Origin of the sequence: Variovorax ureilyticus (assembly GCF_037889935.1) — a bacterium.
Lineage (GTDB): Bacteria > Pseudomonadota > Gammaproteobacteria > Burkholderiales > Burkholderiaceae_C > Variovorax > Variovorax ureilyticus.
This window is the reverse complement of sequence record NZ_JBBKZU010000012.1, coordinates 147,850-165,107: the sequence shown is the minus strand read 5'-3', so window position 1 is coordinate 165,107 and position 17,258 is coordinate 147,850. Positions and strand designations below refer to the sequence as shown.

At 64.4% G+C, this 17,258-nt stretch carries 13 protein-coding genes and 1 pseudogene; 10 read left to right on the top strand and 4 right to left on the bottom strand.

The genetic code is table 11. The features are described from left to right. Positions 1-24 precede the first annotated feature (24 nt). The 5 genes from WKW77_RS24880 to WKW77_RS24860 all read left to right on the top strand — a co-directional run bounded on the left by WKW77_RS24880 (position 25) and on the right by WKW77_RS24860 (position 7,644). Positions 25-3,288, top strand: coding sequence for a hypothetical protein (locus WKW77_RS24880; protein WP_422823268.1), 3,264 nt, complete (start codon positions 25-27; stop codon positions 3,286-3,288). A 12-nt stretch (positions 3,289-3,300) separates the two neighbouring features. After that, positions 3,301-4,122 carry a hypothetical protein gene (locus WKW77_RS24875; protein ID WP_340359571.1) on the top strand — a complete coding sequence of 274 codons (822 nt, stop codon included), beginning with the start codon at positions 3,301-3,303 and terminating at the stop codon, positions 4,120-4,122. A 1,022-nt stretch (positions 4,123-5,144) separates the two neighbouring features. Then, on the top strand, positions 5,145-5,867 hold the full coding sequence (locus tag WKW77_RS24870) for a hypothetical protein (protein ID WP_340359570.1): 723 nt from the start codon (positions 5,145-5,147) through the stop codon (positions 5,865-5,867). Between the two features lie 80 nt (positions 5,868-5,947). Next, positions 5,948-7,240 (top strand): hypothetical protein, encoded by a 1,293-nt coding sequence (locus WKW77_RS24865; RefSeq protein ID WP_340359569.1) that lies wholly within the window; start codon positions 5,948-5,950, stop codon positions 7,238-7,240. Between the two features lie 110 nt (positions 7,241-7,350). Further along, a complete protein-coding gene (locus tag WKW77_RS24860) occupies positions 7,351-7,644 on the top strand; it encodes a hypothetical protein (RefSeq protein ID WP_340359568.1) in 294 nt (97 codons plus the stop codon). 374 nt (positions 7,645-8,018) lie between these two features. Here WKW77_RS24860 and WKW77_RS24855 read toward each other — a convergent pair whose 3' ends face one another. From WKW77_RS24855 to WKW77_RS24845, 3 genes are read right to left on the bottom strand one after another with little or no spacing between them, the layout of a single operon-like run. Further along, positions 8,019-8,984, bottom strand: coding sequence for a Bug family tripartite tricarboxylate transporter substrate binding protein (locus WKW77_RS24855; RefSeq protein WP_340359567.1), 966 nt, complete (start codon positions 8,982-8,984; stop codon positions 8,019-8,021). Next, positions 8,985-10,385, bottom strand: coding sequence for a sensor histidine kinase (locus WKW77_RS24850; protein WP_340359566.1), 1,401 nt, complete (start codon positions 10,383-10,385; stop codon positions 8,985-8,987). Beyond that, a complete protein-coding gene (locus WKW77_RS24845) occupies positions 10,366-11,031 on the bottom strand; it encodes a response regulator (RefSeq protein ID WP_340359565.1) in 666 nt (221 codons plus the stop codon). The genes WKW77_RS24850 and WKW77_RS24845 overlap by 20 nt, the downstream gene beginning before the upstream one ends. A 175-nt stretch (positions 11,032-11,206) precedes the next feature. On the opposite strand from WKW77_RS24845, the gene WKW77_RS24840 reads away from it, so the two are divergent. The 5 genes and pseudogenes from WKW77_RS24840 to WKW77_RS35035 all read left to right on the top strand — a co-directional run bounded on the left by WKW77_RS24840 (position 11,207) and on the right by WKW77_RS35035 (position 16,012). Further along, positions 11,207-12,391: an MBL fold metallo-hydrolase gene (locus WKW77_RS24840; RefSeq protein WP_340359564.1), complete on the top strand. Its 1,185-nt coding sequence runs from the start codon at positions 11,207-11,209 to the stop codon at positions 12,389-12,391. A gap of 1 nt (position 12,392) precedes the next feature. After that, a complete protein-coding gene (locus tag WKW77_RS24835) occupies positions 12,393-13,403 on the top strand; it encodes a type 2 periplasmic-binding domain-containing protein (RefSeq protein WP_340359563.1) in 1,011 nt (336 codons plus the stop codon). A gap of 93 nt (positions 13,404-13,496) precedes the next feature. After that, the gene (locus WKW77_RS24830) at positions 13,497-14,480 is read left to right on the top strand and encodes a Bug family tripartite tricarboxylate transporter substrate binding protein (protein WP_340359562.1); all 984 of its coding nucleotides are present in this window, start codon (positions 13,497-13,499) and stop codon (positions 14,478-14,480) included. A gap of 575 nt (positions 14,481-15,055) precedes the next feature. Continuing rightward, positions 15,056-15,544, top strand: a pseudogene (gene istA, locus WKW77_RS24825) (IS21 family transposase); the annotation flags it as partial. Between the two features lie 204 nt (positions 15,545-15,748). Beyond that, entirely contained in the window at positions 15,749-16,012 is a 264-nt protein-coding gene (locus WKW77_RS35035; RefSeq protein WP_422823262.1) for a hypothetical protein, read from the top strand. 84 nt (positions 16,013-16,096) lie between these two features. Here the strand turns inward: WKW77_RS35035 and WKW77_RS24815 are convergent, their stop codons facing one another. After that, positions 16,097-17,257 (bottom strand): M20 aminoacylase family protein, encoded by a 1,161-nt coding sequence (locus WKW77_RS24815; RefSeq protein WP_340359561.1) that lies wholly within the window; start codon positions 17,255-17,257, stop codon positions 16,097-16,099. Between the last annotated feature and the right edge of the window lies 1 nt (position 17,258).

Sequence of the window (17,258 nt, the reverse complement as noted above, 5' to 3'; positions counted from 1 at the left end):
CTGCCGGAACCTTCGAGCGACCTGTTGAGTGCGCTCATGCTCAAGGGGGTGCCCCAGGCCATCGGGCTGTGCATGTTCAGGGAGCCCGCGCCCGAAGACAACGACCTGAAAATCATCCCTCTGACGTGGCGTTTTGCGCTGAAGTCAGGTGCAGGGGCATGGGAACTCACAGAAACCCATGAGGGGCCCCGGCTCGTGTTCAGCGGAGAGGTCGAAAAGGCCGCCGGGACGCTGCGCGAGGCATTGCGCCGCCTCGAGGCGGTCCCCCTGCAGAATAAGGGCGGCCGGGGCATTCCAGCGAGCAGTCTGCGCCGGTGGCGCTTGAAGTTGACCGCGTACTTCGTCCAGAAAACGGAAAAGGCAGTCAAGCAGGTCGAGTTGGCGAGTCCGGAGGTTGCGCTGGACTACGACCGCTGCCTGCATCCTTTGCTCGAATCGATCATCGTGCGCATGCGCCGGTACGGCGCGGCGGACAAGGAGGTGCTTCTCGATGCCGACCGGCGCCCACCGCCCGTGCTCAAGGCGAAGACGGCCGACGAGTTCCGCGCAGCCACCGACGACAAGCTCGATCCCTTCGGCTGGCTGATGCTCGACCGCCTGGGGCTTGGCGTGACGCTGCGGCTGTTCGATCCTTTGAGCGACACGTACCTCGATCACCGGGGGTTGCGCGCCCAGTTCACGAAGGCCGTGAACGAGCTTCGGCACGAGGAGACGCATGCGGATGCGCTCCGGCACCTCACTGTCGACTGGTTGCTTCGGCCGGGGCAGTTGCTGCGCGTCGAGCCATTCGCGGCGCGCCCCGGCGCGGACGGGTTTCCTAATTACGAGGACGAGGGCCCTTGGTTGCAAGACGCATCGCTTTCGATGCTGCACATCTCGGTGCGCCCGCGCATCAAGAAGCGATACGCCTACCGCGTGAAGGCCTTCGTTCCGGGCGCGGTGACCGGGGTCGGAGACCCGGTCCAGTGCGACGCCATGCGCCCCGAGGACAGCGCCGCGACGCCGATCGCCAGCACGGCCGACCTGGACAAGCTGGTGAAGGACTCGTCGTGGCAATCCCGCACAGCGAAGGGCGAGTGCATCGTGTTCATGCGGTACACGAACACCCTGAGCGGACTCGACGGCGAGGACCTGGCCCCGGGAGTGTGCGGGGATGAGGCCGGCGATGCGTTCGGACGCTTTCCAGTGGCCGGCTGGGGCGCGGACGACGATGAAGTCGACGGGCAATTCAAGCGCTTCTGGCTGCTGCTGTCGAACAGCATCAAATTCGAAGATGACGTCGAGAAGGCCAAGCAGGAGAAGGCGTTCGCAACCGCCTGGCTCAACTACAACCAGCGCTTCTTCGAACATTCTTCCGCCGCACCCTCGGACGGTCAGGTCACCTATGCCTATGCGGCGACGGAGTCGACGCAACCGGTCCTGGTCGCTCCCGATGTCTACGGACGAGCCACGGTGACCCTGCCGGAGGCGGACGGATACGCGCACCAGTTCGCCTATGTCGTGCGGCCGCAATGGCGTTACCGGGCCGTCCTCGAGACGGCAGGGTACGCAGTGCAAGCGCAGCAGGCGAGCCCGGCCGGCGTCGCCGTGGCGGCGGTCTCGCCTCCGTACGTGATCGGCACGGTCGCGCGCACGGCGCCCGTCGTGCCACCGGCGCTGATATCCCTCGGTCGCATCGGCGACCGGGTTTGGTGGAAACAAGGCAAGGACCTCATCGAGGTTCGTCGGGGCGAGGACGAACCGCCGGGTGCGCTCCGCCTGGGCAGCGATGCAGGCCTGAGCGCGGCGCTCCTTCTGCCGCATCACCCCGAGCGGCGGCTCGCGCGCGCCAATGTTCCCGCCCAGCGCAATCTCTCGCATGCGGGCGAGCTGTACACGCAAGTGAGCATGCTGGTCGACCCTGGCTGGTGCGAAGCAATCCTGGGCAAGGTGCCAGCGGAGCCGCCCGTGCGCGTGCAGGCCAACGTGGGGGACGACCAGGCCAGCGCCGAAGAGCTCGATACGCTCGCCGATCCCCTGCTGCCGTTCGAGCGCACGCGCCTGCGCCTCGTGAGCTTCCAGCCACACTGGTACCGCAACGTGGCCGTCGTTGCCGCGGCTTCGGGCACCGAGGTCTCCGTCCCAGCCGTGGGATATCTCCCGCAAGCCGCATCGCGTCTCGTACTGATCGACCGCAAGACGAAGACACAGTCGCTCGTCAAGGATCACCCCTGGCGTGGCCGCACGGTCGTCGATGCGAGCGGCGAAACAGACGTGGGCCTGGAGACGCTCGACCCCACCCCGCACGCCGCCATCACGTTGGCGATCCCGCTGCTGCGCTACCGCGACACGACCGACGACATCACGGCGAGCCTCTGGGAGGGCGACATTGCGACGGTGCCCGATCCCGGCGTCTCCTACCAGATCGACCTCATTGCGCCGGCGCGGCCGGGTGAGCCGCGCGAATCCGTGACGCCGATCGCACGGATCGTTCGCGAAGAAGTCAGCAAGGGCGATTTCTTCCGCATCCTGCCGATCTCGCGCGATTGGCAACTCACGTGCGAGATGACCGTCGCCGATGCCGACCGCGCACTGAAGGTGACGCTGTCACCGCTGGGTCGACCACTTCGTTCGACTTTCGGCAACGTCGATTTCCCGGGCGTCGAACACGATGCGGACGGCGCGCTTCGAGCACCCGGCGGCTGGTCAATCGCGTGGCTGTCGCGCCTTCTCGAGGCACTCGGAGGGGACGCCCTGGAGACTGCCGTGGACTACTGGCGTGACATCGAGCATGACGGCGTCGGCGTTGCGGACGACGAGACGGGCTTCTACGAGGCGCTGCCGGCGGCCTCGGTCGCCGCCATGAAGCTCACCCGCCCGACGACGCCGCAAGAGTGGACTCGACTGAAGGACACGCTCGCGCATTGGCAGTTGGTGAACGGCGACGATGCGCCAGGGATCAGGATCGCCAACCTAGTATTGCAGAAGCTGGCGCGAGTGTTCGATGATGAATGGCCGCTCCCGCAGGACGACTTCCTTCTGGAGATTCCATGGCTGACGACGATGGACGCGCCCGACCCGGTGGTCGTTCCATTGACGATGCTCACCGCGCCGCGCTTTCTTCTGCCCGAGCTGATGACGCGCGAAGACTTCGAGACCTTGACGCGCGACGCGCCCGACATGCTTGCACGCGCCGAGCAGCTCTGGAAAACGCAGAAGCAGCACGCGATGGGCGCACACCGCGTTGTCGTCACGGCGCAGCGCGGCGATGCCGTCCCGCTGAGGATGCTGCCGCTTCAACTTGTCTGACCGGGAGGCGACATGGCGATCGACATCTCGAAAAAGACTCAACTCGGCGCCGTCACGATTGTCGGCGGGCAGTTGAAGGAAACAGTGTTGTGGAGCCTCGAGGCAAGAGCGCGCCGCGTCCTGCCCGGAGAGCACAAGTTCGACGGTGCCACGCCGGGCTCGCATGGCCTTCGCAGCACATGGATCCGTGCGATGCCGCGCGGCCTGAAGGACATCGGCAGCGGCAAGGATCTCGCGTACCTCGATCCTGTGGTCGAAGAGGCGTTTGTGTCCGCCAGGAGAACGAATCAGGAGGTTGACTTCGAGATCGCGGGGGCAGCGCTCAAGGGATCGCTGCGCGGCGAGCAGCTCGCAGAACTGTCGGCGCAGCTCCCACATCCCCTGGCCTATCCGCGCGGCATCGATGTGCCGCCGTACGTCCTCGAGCAGGGGGCGCTGCGCCTAGAAGACGGCGCATTGGGGGGCCTCTTTGAAGGACGGCAGACGATCAGCGGGCCGGTCTTTCTTGAGCCGGGCGGCGTCGTGTTCACGTTGGACATCCCCGGCATGGACTTGCAGGGAGGATTGACGGGTGCAGCGCGCGCGCCCGACATCCGCACGATAGTCAAGCTGCAAGATACCGGGGGCGGCAAGCTCGTGCTCGAACTGCTCGACGATGCGCAGTCCTCCGACGGCGCAGCGCAATGGTGTGATTGGCTCGCCAAGCTGGGCGAGGTGCTGGCGGCGTCGCGCCGGACGGCATGGCTGCGCTCGGACCTCTTCCTCGGGCGTGCACGAACGAAAGAAGCAAGGGCTGAGCAACTGCCGCGGTTACCTCACGCTCGTGATCGATGACCTTGAGGATCATCATCTCTAGACGGCTTTCGTACCAGATTTGCTGGTCGGTCTGTGCCATCCAAAAGTAGCCCGGAATGTTCTTCTGCGAGCGATGCGCCCCTGGGGAGCGAACGCTCAGGAGCTTGCTTAGATCGATATGGCTCAAGACATCGATCTCTGCTCTGTCGACTGGCTCCTCGTTCTCCAAGATGAACGAGACACGAAGTTCGTCCATGAGACTCCCTTTGCCGCATGCAGGCCTAACGCGCAAGTCCAGATGCACTCACAGGCGTGAATTCGGAGCGGGAGCGCCAAGTGTGCAAATGCACGGTGGGGTGCCCACTGAAAAGTAGCCAATGGCTACTGAAGTCTCACTGAAGTTTAGGATGAGTCACTGAAAACTTCAATAAGTTCCTACAACGACGCGCTGTAGGAACTCAACGAAGATTTCAGTAGCTCCCTAGGAGCGCGCGCCAACTTGCAGGCTACTTTTCAGTGGTTTCGCTCAACGAAGATTTCAGTTTCCTACGGGGGCTTGCGCCGCTCCGTCAAAGCGCCTTGAGGCGTGGCAGGCGCGCCGCATGACGCAGGTTCAGTTTCGGGTTGAGACTGGCTGCGGAAGTTGTAGCCGGCAGATTCTTGCGACCGCTTCAGCGCGAGTAGCGGAAGAAGCATGCGAGGTCGGCCGCGTCCGAACGGACAAACCTATAGTGCTTGGCTCAATCCGACTTGTCGGTGCTCGCCATTGCCGTGTTGATCACTTGCGAGTGGCCGAGGTTAGAAAAGGCCCGTTTGCAGCGGCTCGCCTTGCCTTGGACGGCTGACGCAACGCTCCAAAAGGCGCGCTGCGCTCGCATCTCGCATTCCCCCTTTCCCCTGCGCATGCGGGCGCACGCGCCTCGCTGAGGCTCGGTGCCTGCGCTTGCATGGGCTTTGCGTCCCTGAATATGCGGGCGCAGCGCGGACGCAAACCATCGATGCGGGCGCAATGTCAGGCGCTTGCGGCTACATTCCACCAATCCCCTCTTGGAGCTTCATTCGTGCCTGACAAATCAGCTATGGACTGGCTGACGTTTATCTCCACCATGACCGCTGCTCTCGCTTGGCCCCTTGTCATAGGGGTAATCGCGGTAGCGTTTCGGGCGGAAATTCGAAACTTGGTGTCCGGCATGAAAAAGCTCAAGCTCGGCCCGGTGGAAGCCGAAATGTTTGAACGAGAAGCGCGTGAAGTGAGAAAGCTTGCGCAAGCGCTGCCACCTCGCGAACAAGTTCGCGAAGCGCAACCCGCTACTTCAGTTCAGCGCACACCTGACGGTAGGCACGAACTACCCAACATAGGAAGAGTGCCGCCGCGCGTCACAAAACGTGAATTCGACATCGACGAATTCCTGCTCGGTTTTCTGAACAATTCGGGCCATCCGGGTTCTCCCCGCTCGGCGATTGTCAACGTCTGGAGCGCGCTCGAAGACGCAATCCGTTCTCTGGCAGAACAGGTGGGCTCGCCCCCTGAAGCTAGCGTTGGCGTGATGCTGCTCGACTTGGAACGGCGCCGGGCGTTGTCAGGGGAGGAGATTGCCTTAGTAAGAAAGCTCTACGACCTTCGGGACGAAGCGCTCCAAACTGCAGCCAAAGTCATCACGGATGACGCTGCGCTTGATTACGTGGTCGCTGCCAGCACCATCCTAAGGAGGACAGGGCTGTCTGATAAACCCGGTCGGTCGGAGAACATTCGCAGTGTTCCGCTTGGTGTCAACGTTCGCTGAGGCCACACACTCGCTGAGCGAGCAGCGCGCGGGGATTTGGTCAATAGTGAGCATTCGGACGAGCTTTCTGAACTGAATATATGGGTCCCATCGCGCTCTTCGACAAGTCTTTCTTACAGGCATTGTCAGTGGATGAATCGGTTTGGTTCGATCACTTTTTCTATCCAAATGTGTGCCCGCTTTTCTACGTCGAGACTCTTGCCGACCTGACGAAAACGTCTGCAGGGCGATCCGGACGAGATGGTGCGGACGAGGTGCGAATCATTGCGGATAAAACTCCGACGTTGTCCGGAGCGCCGTGCGTTCATCATCGGGAACTCGCCTTGTCAAATTTGATGGGTCAGCGAATCCCAATGAACGGGCAGATTCCGATGGCTGGCGGTAGGCCCGTTCGCTCCCCCGACGGGAAAAAGGGAGTTGTCTTCGACCAATCACCGGAAGCCAAGGCGTTTGGTCGCTGGCAAGAAGGCGCGTTTCAAGAGGTCGAGAAACAATTCGCGCACGATTGGCGGCAAATGTTGACCGAGTTGGATCTCCCCGCGGTCGCTAACCGCATTAAGGCGCTGGGCATTGATTCAAAGCTATGCAAGACAGTTGATGACGCACATGCGATCGCCATCAAGCTCGTGAGGGAGAGATCCAAGCCGCACGAGCAAATGGCGCTTCTGTTCGCCTTCTTGGATGTACCTCGCGAGTATCACACCGACATAATTCGAAGGTGGTCCATCGATCAATACAGACCGCTCGCCGATTACGCCCCGTATGCGGCGCATGTGCTCTGCGTTGAGTTGTTCTTTCAGATTGCCCTTGGCGCCAACCTGATTTCTGCAGAGCGTGCGTCGAACAGAGTCGACATCGCGTACCTCTTCTACTTGCCATTCAGCATGGTGTTCGTGTCCGGTGACAGACTGCACCGCCTTTGCGCTCGCCCTTTTCTCAAATCCACTCAGGACTTCGTCTGGGCTCAAGACCTTAAAGCAGAACTTGGCCGTCAGAATGCAGAGTTTGGAAAGTTTCCGGTTGAGGAACGTGAGAAGGGGTTGATGAAATTCGCTCGCGCGCCGATTGGCTCGGAGGACGACCTGCTTCTCAAGCTCTGGGATCGCCACACGCCAGGTTGGCGCATGCAACATGCGGCGCCTGTGCCACTCTCGTCTGAATCTGAGCGGAAGATTGTCGAGCAGCTTGGCGATCTCACTTCGTTGCCCACTGATCCGACTCAGGTGACTGGCGACGGCGACGGCGACGTAGGGCCGTCAGAACTGGACCAAATGGCAATATCGCGCTTGGTGCCTAAGAAGAAGGGAAGTTGGTGGCTGCTTCCGAAGGACTTGGATGACAGGAAGCCGAATGCACCTGGCAGCTCGACATAGCCTCATACCTGTTCTGGCAAGGCTGCAGCCTGGCTCGTAGTACAGCCCCGGGGGGCAGGCCGCGAGCGTTAACCCCCGAATGGTCATCTATACAACCCCAGAAGGACGACATGAGCCCGCAGACGGAAGAGTCTCGTGAACGCAAGTACGCGGCACTGCTCGCGGAATTGCATGGAGAGTCGGAGCGTGCGTGCGCTATTGTGGGCGCAGCGTGGGTCTCGGACCCTCGAGAGGCATTCATGCGAGGCTGCGCAACGCTCAGCAACGACTTCGAGATGATACTTTTCATGAGCGGCGGCAAGGTTTCCAAAGGCGGCAAGGTCCCCGATAGCGGCCGCGTCTTTGCCGAGGGCGTCGACTTCGGCAATCCCCCTGCTACGCCAACAAGTGCACGCGTGTCCTGAACGAAGCACGCAGCGACTGAAAGAGAGTACAAAGGCAAGCCCGCAGTGCTGGAAACGCTGCGGGGCCTGCTCTTCATCAACGTGAAAGGAGCACGCGTTGCGATGCTCAGTAGGGAACTGCGGCACGGTAGGGTGCCGATCGCGAAACCCGTTCGGGGCGGCTGGGATGCGGCATGGCGCTGCAACCGGCACCAATGTGGCGTCTTGAAAGGTTGGCGTGGACTGCGGGAACGACCGTAGAGTGCAAGCTTTCGGACACTCCCACTGACCTGGCTAAACGACCGCTACCGCTGCGAGCCGGGCAGGGCGATCCGCCTGGTCAGTGCCCAAAGCAGCCGTCGCGCTCCAACCGCTTACGCACATCCCCAAGAACGCTACACAACGCGCAGCGACAGGCTGCGCGCGAGCTCGCGGAAGCGGCTCACCTGGGCTTCGACGTACGGCTCGATGTCCGGCGAGACGAGCGGGTGCGGCTCAAGGCCGTAGGAAGCGAGCAACTGCAGGAAGCGGGGACGGCGCAGCAGCGTGCGGAACTCGCGCGCCCACGCCGCGAACTCGCGTTCGCGAACACCCGGCCCCATGTAGAAGCCGCGCACGGTCGGCCAGACCAGGTCGACGCCTTGCTCCCGCGCCGTGGGCACGGACGCCAACTTCCCGGAAACGCGTTGCGGTGCCAGGACGGCAAGCACGCGGATGCCACCTGCAGGCACGGCCTGCAGCGCTTCGAGCATGTCGCCACAAAATACGTCCACGTGGCCGTCGCGCAGCGCGTCCAGCGCCTGGCCGCCGCCCTCGAAGGCGACGAAGCGCATGCCCCGGTGGTCCGCCCCGGCGGCCCGCACGAGCAAGGCCGCCTTGATCCAGTCCTGGCTGCCGACGGTGCCGCCTGCGGCGAACACCGCCGCCGCAGGATTGCGTGCAAGCGCACGCGTCAGTTCCGGCAGCGTGCGGAATCGGGACTCGCTCGGCACGGCGATGGTGCCGAATTCGGAACCGACCGTCGCAAGCCAGCGCACGTCGTGCACGTGGTGCGGCCCGAACTTGCCTTGGGCGAGGTTGACGAGGGAGCCTGTGGAAAACGCGACAAACTGGTGCGGATCGCTCCACTGCTCGCGCACGGCGTGGTCGAAGGCCACCGCACCGATACCGCCGGGGATGTAGCGGATGTCCACCTGGCCCGGCGCCTCCGTGAGGTCACTGCGGAAGATGTCGCGCAGCAGGTGGCAGCTGAGGTCGAAGCCGCCGCCCGGCTTGGCAGGGGCCATGCACGTGATGGGAATCGGGGCTGCGCGCGCGGCCATCGGGACGGCGGGAAGCGCCAGGAAAAGACGACGTCGCATTCAAGCCTCCTGCCCATGATGCGGTGGCACCGGCCACCAGATGGATGCACGCAAGCCGCGGCGGCACGGCCCCGCCTGCAGGCGCAAGCCGCCACCGTGCCGCGTGGCGATGGAGCGCGCGATCGCCAGCCCGAGACCCGATCCTCCGTCTCGGCTGCTCCTGAGGAACCGCGCACCGGCCGACGCGGCGACTTCCGCCGGCAGGCCCGGCCCCGTGTCCTCCACGACGACCGTCCATATGCGCGCATCAGCGGAAGCTGCGAGCGTCACGCTGCCGGCAGCCGTGTAGGCGATGGCATTCGCCACTAGGTTGACCACCGCTTCTCGCAACAGCTCGGGATCGCCCCACGCACGCGGCGCCTCTTCCTCCATGCCCAGGTCCAAGCCCTTCGCGCGCGCTGCCGGCAGGAACTCCCGCACCACGCCGGCCAGAAGTTCGTGCAATTCGATCCACTGCGGCTGCAGCGACGCTGCGTCGCTGCGCCCGAGACTGAGCAGCTGGGTCGTGCTGCGTGTAGCGCGTTGCAGCTCCGTCGCGAGCGCGGCGACGGCATCCCGCATCCGCGCTGGCTCGCCGACTCGCGCAGCATATTCCACCTGCACCCGCAGGGTCGTGAGGTGGGTGCGCAACTGGTGCGATGCATCGTCGAGGAAGTTGCGTTGATGCACCGCGAGATCATGCGCGCGCAGCATATGCGTGTTCATGGCCTCCGCCAGCGGGCGCACGTCGGCCGGCAGATCGTCGAGCGGGATCGGGGCCATGTCCGAGCCGGAGCGCGCCGAGAGCTCGCGCGACACTGCGGTGAGGGGTCGAAGTACGAACATGATGGCTCCTGCGGCGCACAGGACGGTCAGTGCGAGGAAGCCCATGCTGGACTCCGCCGTTTGCGTGAGCAGCACCCTCTTGAATTCGCGGCGCGCCTGCGTAGTCTCCGCGACCTGGATGATCACCGCATCGGTCGACGAGCCGGTCGAGCCCCGCGGTAGGTTGCGCATGTAGGCGGCTACGCGCACCGCATTGCCGAAGTAGGTGCCGTCGTAGAACTGCGGCACGCCCAGGCGAAGCGGCGCGGGCGGCTGCGGCAGGTCGGCGCTCCCGAGTTCCACCAGCCCGTCGGCCGTCGCGATGCGGTAGTAGACGGGACCGCTCGCGGTGAGCTCGAAGAACTCGAACAGGCGGTACGGCAGCTCAACCGAGAGGCCGCCCGACTGCGTCGAGACACTCGCGTCCACCGACTTCAAGGCCCCGAGCAGCGAGCGGTCGTAGGCGTTGTCCGCGGCCCGCTGCACGTCGCGCGCGGCCACCTTCAATTCGGCCAGGGTCAGCACGAGCAACGAAGGCACCAGCAGCAGCAACAGCGCCTGCGCGAGACGCAGCCGCCTAAGCCGCTTCCAGCGCATAGCCGAGGCCGCGGATGGTGGTGATGCGCACGCGCGCGCCGTCGAGGCGCTTGCGCAGGCGGTGCACGATCACTTCCACTGCTTCCGGATGGATGTCCTTCTCGTCGGAGACGACCCGCTCCAGGATCTGCTGCTTGGACATGGGCTCGCCGGCGTGCTGCAACAGCACGCGCAGCACGGCGGATTCGCGCGGCGTCAGGTTCAGCGCGTCGCCGCTGATCGCGAAGCGCTGGATGCCCAGGTCGTAAGAGAGCGGACCGCACGTGAGCCGCGCGGCTTCCGCACCGCGCGCGCGCCGCAGCAGGGCATGCAGGCGCACATCCAGTTCTTCCAGATCGAAGGGCTTGCCCAGGAAATCGTCCGCGCCCGAATGAAAGGCTCGCACCTTCTCCGCGAGGAAGTCCCGCGCGGTGAGTACGAGCACCGGTGTGTTTGCGTCCTGATCGCGCAGCACCTTGAGCAGCTCCTGGCCGTCCTGGTCCGGCAGCCCGAGGTCCAGCACGATGACGTCGTGCGTGCCGCGCCCGATGGACGCCAAGGCGCTGCGGGCGTTGTCCACCCAGTCCACGAGGATGCCGGCGTTGTCCAGCGCACGGCACAGCCATGTGCCGAGGCTTTGTTGGTCTTCGACGAGGAGGATGCGCATGCGGGACGGATTTTCGCTGACGCCACCCTAGCGGACGCTTCCTTTCAGCGCGCTTTCATCGGCAAAGACCCGCCGCCGGTGCCGCTTACCCGGGTTTGTCCCGATCACGGTGAAAGCAGATTGAAAGCGCCTGTTTCCTATCGTCCGCGGCTTTCAACACGCACTAGGAGACATCATGCACTCGCGCCCCAAAGTCGCTTTCACGCTCACCGCCACGGCGCTTTCCGCAGCCATCGCCCTCTCGGCCTGTGGTGGCGGCAGTGACGGCCTCACCCCGGCGCCGGCCCCGGCGTCGGCTCCTGCCCCGGCCCCGGCCCCGGCCCCTGCGCCCCCGCCTGACCCGCTTGCGAAGGCGCCTGATGCGGTGCGCATGACCTGGTTCGGCATCACCAACTGGCACTACCAGATCGGCGACCTCGGCGTGATGCTGGATGGCGAGGTGTCGTTCCCGGGCCGCAACCCCGATCCGACGATGGTGGGCAAGGCCTACGCCGCCCTGCAGAAGCACGGCACGGTGGACGTCCTGCTCGTCGGCCACGTGCATCCGGATCACTCGGTGAGCATGCCGGAGTGGGGCAAGCAGACGGGCAAACACATCTATGCACCCAAGCCGGTATGCGACGCGGCGGTCGCCTACGGGCTGCCCACCGACCAGTGCACCGCGATCAACGGCGGCGAGACCTTCCAGCTCAATGATTTCGTGACGATGCGCGTGGTCCGCTGGGTGCACAGCGTCAGCTGCGGCGTGTTCGACCAGGGCACGGACAACGCAAATGGTGGGGGCCCCTCGACCTATGGCTTCCTCTTCACCGTGCAGACCAAGGACAAGAGCAAGCAACTGACCTGGTTCGTCCACGACAGCGGCGCCGGCGGCGCGGAACTCGTGACCAACCGGATCGCGGGCGGCGTGGATTACGGCGCGCCCCTGAGCAACCTCGCCAAGGCCATGAAGGACGCGAAGCTGGATTCCTTCGAGCTGTGGGTGCCGGGTCCCGAGTCGCGCACAGTGGGACAGGCCCGCGTCATCGTCCCGGCGTTCAGCCCCAAGTATTTCATCCCGCACCACATCGACGAGCGCCCTTCTTCCACTGGTCCGTTCAACCTGCTCACCGGGCCGCAGTACCTGTACGACAAGGCCGACTTCCCGAAGCTGACCGCCTTCCTGGCCGCCAACAACATCCCGGAGTTCATCCCCGTCGGCTACATGGACGCCTGGACCTACGACACAAGCGGCGTGAATGCCATCGACAACGCCGACACCAAGGCGCTGCTGGGCCTGCCCGCCAGCGGCCCCGGGCCAATGGCCCTGGGGCCGAACCCGCGCGTCGGCACGGGCACCCTCGAGTGCACGGAAGACTGACGTGCTGCGCAAGAGAATTTGCAGCGGTGTCCTCGCCCTCGCGGGGACCGCGGCCAGCATCGCCGGGGCGCCCGCGCCGGCGCCCGCCCTGCTCGTCGTCGGATTGCCGGCGAATGCGGCTCCAAGCCTGGAGCATGCGCTGCAGGCCTGGTGCGCGCGGCTCACCGCAGACTCGCAAGGGCAACTGGCATGCCGCCCCGGCTTTTTGCGGCTCGCTTCCGGTAGCGGCTTGCCGGAAGCGCAGTCCGGACAGGTCGACCTTGCGGTCATCCAGCATTCGCACGAACCGCAACGCTTCGCCGCCAGCGGCATCGGTGACCAGCCTTTCCTGGGGCGATTTGCCGAGACCACGTCGGTGGCGTACCAGCGACTCTACGAGCGCTCGCCGGCCATGGCGAAGGAGCATCGCGGCACGAAGGTGCTGGCCATGTTCGTTGCCCCACCGGGCCTGCTGGTGACGCCGAAGGCACGCATCCGCCACTTGGAAGAACTCGCGCGCGCGGCGACACCCTCCGGCGAGCCCACCGCGGCATCCGCGTCCGTGCAGCTGGAAACTGCGATCGGCAATCTGCGCACGCCCGGTGCCGCATCGCGTTCGCAGTGGGCACTGGCCCGCCTTTCGGACCCTCCGCAGCCCGTGGAGCAGCGCTCCGTGCTCATGGTGCCCGGCGGCATCTTCAACACGAGCTACGCGCTTGCGGTGAACGACGCGCGCTGGAAATCGCTGGGCGCTGCGCAGCAGGCCGTGCTCGCGTCCCGCACCGCCGTCGACACGGCCGCCGCCCTGGGGCGGGACCTGGATGCGGCGGAGTGGAAGGCCAGCGGCAAGGCGCGCATCGCCGGCACGGCGTTCTTTGCGCCCCAGCCGGACCTGGAGGCTCAGTTCAAGCGCGCATTGCATCCTGGCGAGATGCGCTGGAGCCGCGAAGCAGCGCATGCGGGCCTGCGCGAGCCGTTGGCCATGCTGGCTGGCCTGCGCGCTGACATCCTCAAGCAGGAACTGAAGGAATAAGGCCGTTTGAAAGCGTGTTGAAAGCGCGATTGCGTCAATCTTCCCGGACCCGGCCCTCCGGCCGCAAGACGAACCATGGAGACCACCAGAAGCATGACTACCGCATCCCCCTTCTCGCGCCGCAAGGCGCTTGCCGTTGCCGCCGCATTGCTCGCCACCGTGCACGCTGCGCCTTCATTCGCCGCCGATGCCTGGCCGGCGCGTCCCATCCACTTCGTGGTTCCTTTCGGCCCGGGCGGCGCGAATGACCTGCTGGCGCGCGCAGCCGCCGACGGCGCGTCCAAGATCCTCGGACAGCCCATCGTGGTGGACAACAAGCCGGGTGCCGGCACCATCATCGGTACCGACATCGCCGCGAAGGCGGCACCGGACGGCTACACCTTCCTGATCAGCTCCGCCGGCGTGATCTCGAACAGCATGATCCGCAAGGTGCCCTACAAGGACGTCGACTTGGTGCCCGTGGCCATGATCGGCCTGGCGCCCTCGGTCATCATCGTGCCCGCGAACTCGCCGTACAAGGATCTGAAGGAGTTCGTCGCAGCGTCCAAGGGCGGCAAGGGCCTGCACTGGAGCACCGCGGGCGTCGGCAGCACGCCGCACTTCGTTGAGGGCATGATCACCACGGAATACGGTGCGAAGCTTGATGTCGTGCCGTACAAGAGTGGAAACGAGTCCGTGGCTGCCGTGCTGGGCAACCAGGTCGACGCCACCTCGGAAGCTAGCATCGTGGTGCTGCCGCAGCTCAAGGCCGGCAAGCTCAAGGCGCTGGCCACCACCTGGACCAAGCGCATCCCAGCTTACCCGAACCTGCCCACCGCCATCGAGCAGGGCTTCAACAACGTGGAGATCGCGCACTGGGCCGGCGTGCATGCGCCGGCCGGCACGCCGGTGGACGTCCAGGACAAGATGGCCGCTGCGGTCGACAAGGCGATGAAGGACCCCGTGGTGGTCGAGAAGCTGCGCGGCCTGGGCATCGAGCCGATCGGCGGCACCCGCGCTTCCTTCATCAAGTTCACGGAGGAAGAACGCGCGCGCCTGGGCAAGGTGGTCAAGGCCACCGGCATGAAGGACGATTGAGCGAGAGGGCGCGCTTTCGGCTCCCTGCGTCCTCAACCCGCCTCTGCCGGCGCCACCCGCGCGCCTTCGCGTTCGGACATGAGCAGTTGTCTCGGCCCGGATCGAAGAATCTAGGTCAAGCAATCGAACCGCCCGTAGTGCGAAGGCGCTGCCGATGCGGTCGTGGCCAAGTGGACCTTGGCGTACATCAAGTTGAACAACTAGTGCCTCCTGACCATTCGACAGGGCAGCGGAAGCGGACCTAGAGCCCATCCCGATCGAACGTCGAGTTGTTAGTATCCGGACGCTTTCTGGCCCATTGAAAGTCGATGCCCTGAAGACGATCTTTGCGGCCGAGATCAGTCGGCTTTCGCTGCACTGCTGCCAAGACGGCCTCTTTCTGCGGCACCGAGGCCGCGGCGTTTCTCGCCGCATTCGTCGAGGACATGACGTGCTCGGGGTTCGTCGCGCAAGCGATGCAGTGGCATCGCATCGCCGGCGCGGAATTAAAGACTGGCTGCCCCTGCCGCCAAATTCAAGGCCGACCTGCGCGTCGCTGACCGCAGGACTTCGGCCAGTCGCCCACAGCGCTTCGCTACAGCGCTGTCACCGACTACATCCGGCGCTGGCGGGTGGAGTCGGCAGCGAGTCCGGCCAAGGCGTTCGTTCCGATGAGCTTCGAGTTGGGCGAGGCCTTCCAGTTCGACTGAAATGTCGAAGCCGTGGTCGTCGGTGGCGTGTTCTACTACGTGCAAGTGGCGCACCTGAAACTGTGCGCCAGTCGAGCCTTCCGGCTGGTGGCCGACCCCAGCCAGGGCCACGAGATGCTGTTCGATGCCCACACTCGCTCGTTCCAGGCGCTCTGCGGCGTCACCCGGCGCGCCATCTACGACAACATGCGCACCGCCGCGGACAAGGTGCAGCGCGGCAAGCAGTGCACCGTCAACGCTCGGATCGCTGCCATGTGCAGCCACTACCTGTTCGACCCCGACTTCTGCAACGTCGCCTCCGGCTGGGAGAAGGGCGTGGTCGAGAAGAACGTGCAGGACAGGCGCAGGCGCATCTGGATCGAAGCCGCTAACCGAGCTACAGGTACGGGCATCGATCCTCAACAGGTTCACTAGTCTGGGAACGCCTGAGACTGTGCGCGTGGCATAGCTGCGTCTGGGGTAAGGGGAGGCTCGCCCTGAATTCGGGTTATGCAACAGCGCCGTGTCGACCGGTCGCACAGGGCCTGAAAGGCGATCGAGCCGCGGTCGCGAATCGCCTGCTCCAGATCGTGTGCGGCAATGACCATACGTTCCAGAACAAACGGCACGGTGTTTTCTACCGTCGGTGAAGCGGTCGAGAACGTACCGTGCGGTTTGCAACAGGGCGCTGAAGCGCTACGCCGTCAACAGTTCGCGTGCTTCGCGCTTTCCGATGAAGGAGGCGATGCGTTTGTCCAGGGTATCGAGTGTGTCGCGCGGAAAAACAGCGGCAACGGGTTTGCCGGTCGCGATCGCGTCTTCGATCAGCTTGATGGAGCATGGATCCTCTGCGAGATCCCGTAGCGGGCCGGAATGCGGACTTTCAGAGCCTGAAAGAGCAACCAATTTGACCCAGCCGAGCCTGCGCGGGTCACCCTTATGCGCCGGTCAGCCGCGGGGTAGCTCTTGCCGTGCTAAAGCGACCCAGTACGACGCACCAATAACGAGGGTCTCGTCATTGAAGTCGTAGTGGGGATTGTGCAGTGCCGCGGACGGGCTCGTGCCGTCTGCGCCCAGCCAAATGTAGGCCCCTGGCTTCGATTGAAGCATGAATGCGAAGTCCTCCGATGCCATGGAGGGCCTGCACCCGATCTGCACACCCGATTCGCCTGCGACCAATCGAGCTGCGGCGATGGCTCGGTCAGTTTCGCTATGGGTGTTCACGGTTGGCGGATATCGCCGGGTGTACTCGACACTGGCGGTCGCTCCGTTTGAATCCACGATGCCTCTCACGATTGAGCGGATAGCCGCTTCAATCCTGTCTTGAATCATTGGGTCGAAACACCTTGCGGTGCCCCGAATCGTGACGGCGTCCGGGATGACATTCCATGCGTCGCCACCATGAATCTGAGTCACGCTCACGACCGCAGCATCCATGGCGCTGAGCGTCCGGCTCGGAATGGTCTGTAGTGCCAACGTGATTTGAGCGACCGATATGAAGGGGTCAATGCCACGCTCGGGCATTGCGGCGTGCGAACCCCGTCCAGTGATGCAAATCTCAAACGTATCGAGCGCCGCCATCATGGGGCCGTGGTTGATGGCGAACTGTCCTGCAGGAAGGCCAGGCCAGTTGTGCATTCCATAGACGGCCTGAACAGGGAATCGGTCGAACAGCCCGTCGTTGACCATTGCACGTCCGCCGCCCTCGTTCTCTTCCGCAGGCTGGAAGACAAAGTGCACCGTGCCGCGAAGCTGCGGGTCACGCGCAAGCGCCTTCGCCGCACCAAGCAGAATTGAGGTATGGCCATCATGCCCGCATGCATGCATGGTTCCCTGTGTAGTCGATGCATGCCCGAACGTGTTGGCTTCGTGAACGGGAAGCGCATCCATGTCAGCGCGCAGAGCGATGGCGGGGCCCTCTCCCGAGACGAGCGTCGCTACGATCCCGGTCTTCCCGAGCCCACGTGTGACCACTAGGCCTGCTTCTTCAAGCTCCTTGGCCACCAGATCGGCCGTTCGATGCTCACAGAATGCCAACTCAGGATGGGCGTGAAGGTCTCGCCTCCAGCGAACCATGTCGTGAGCGATATCCGAATCGATAGCCGTCATT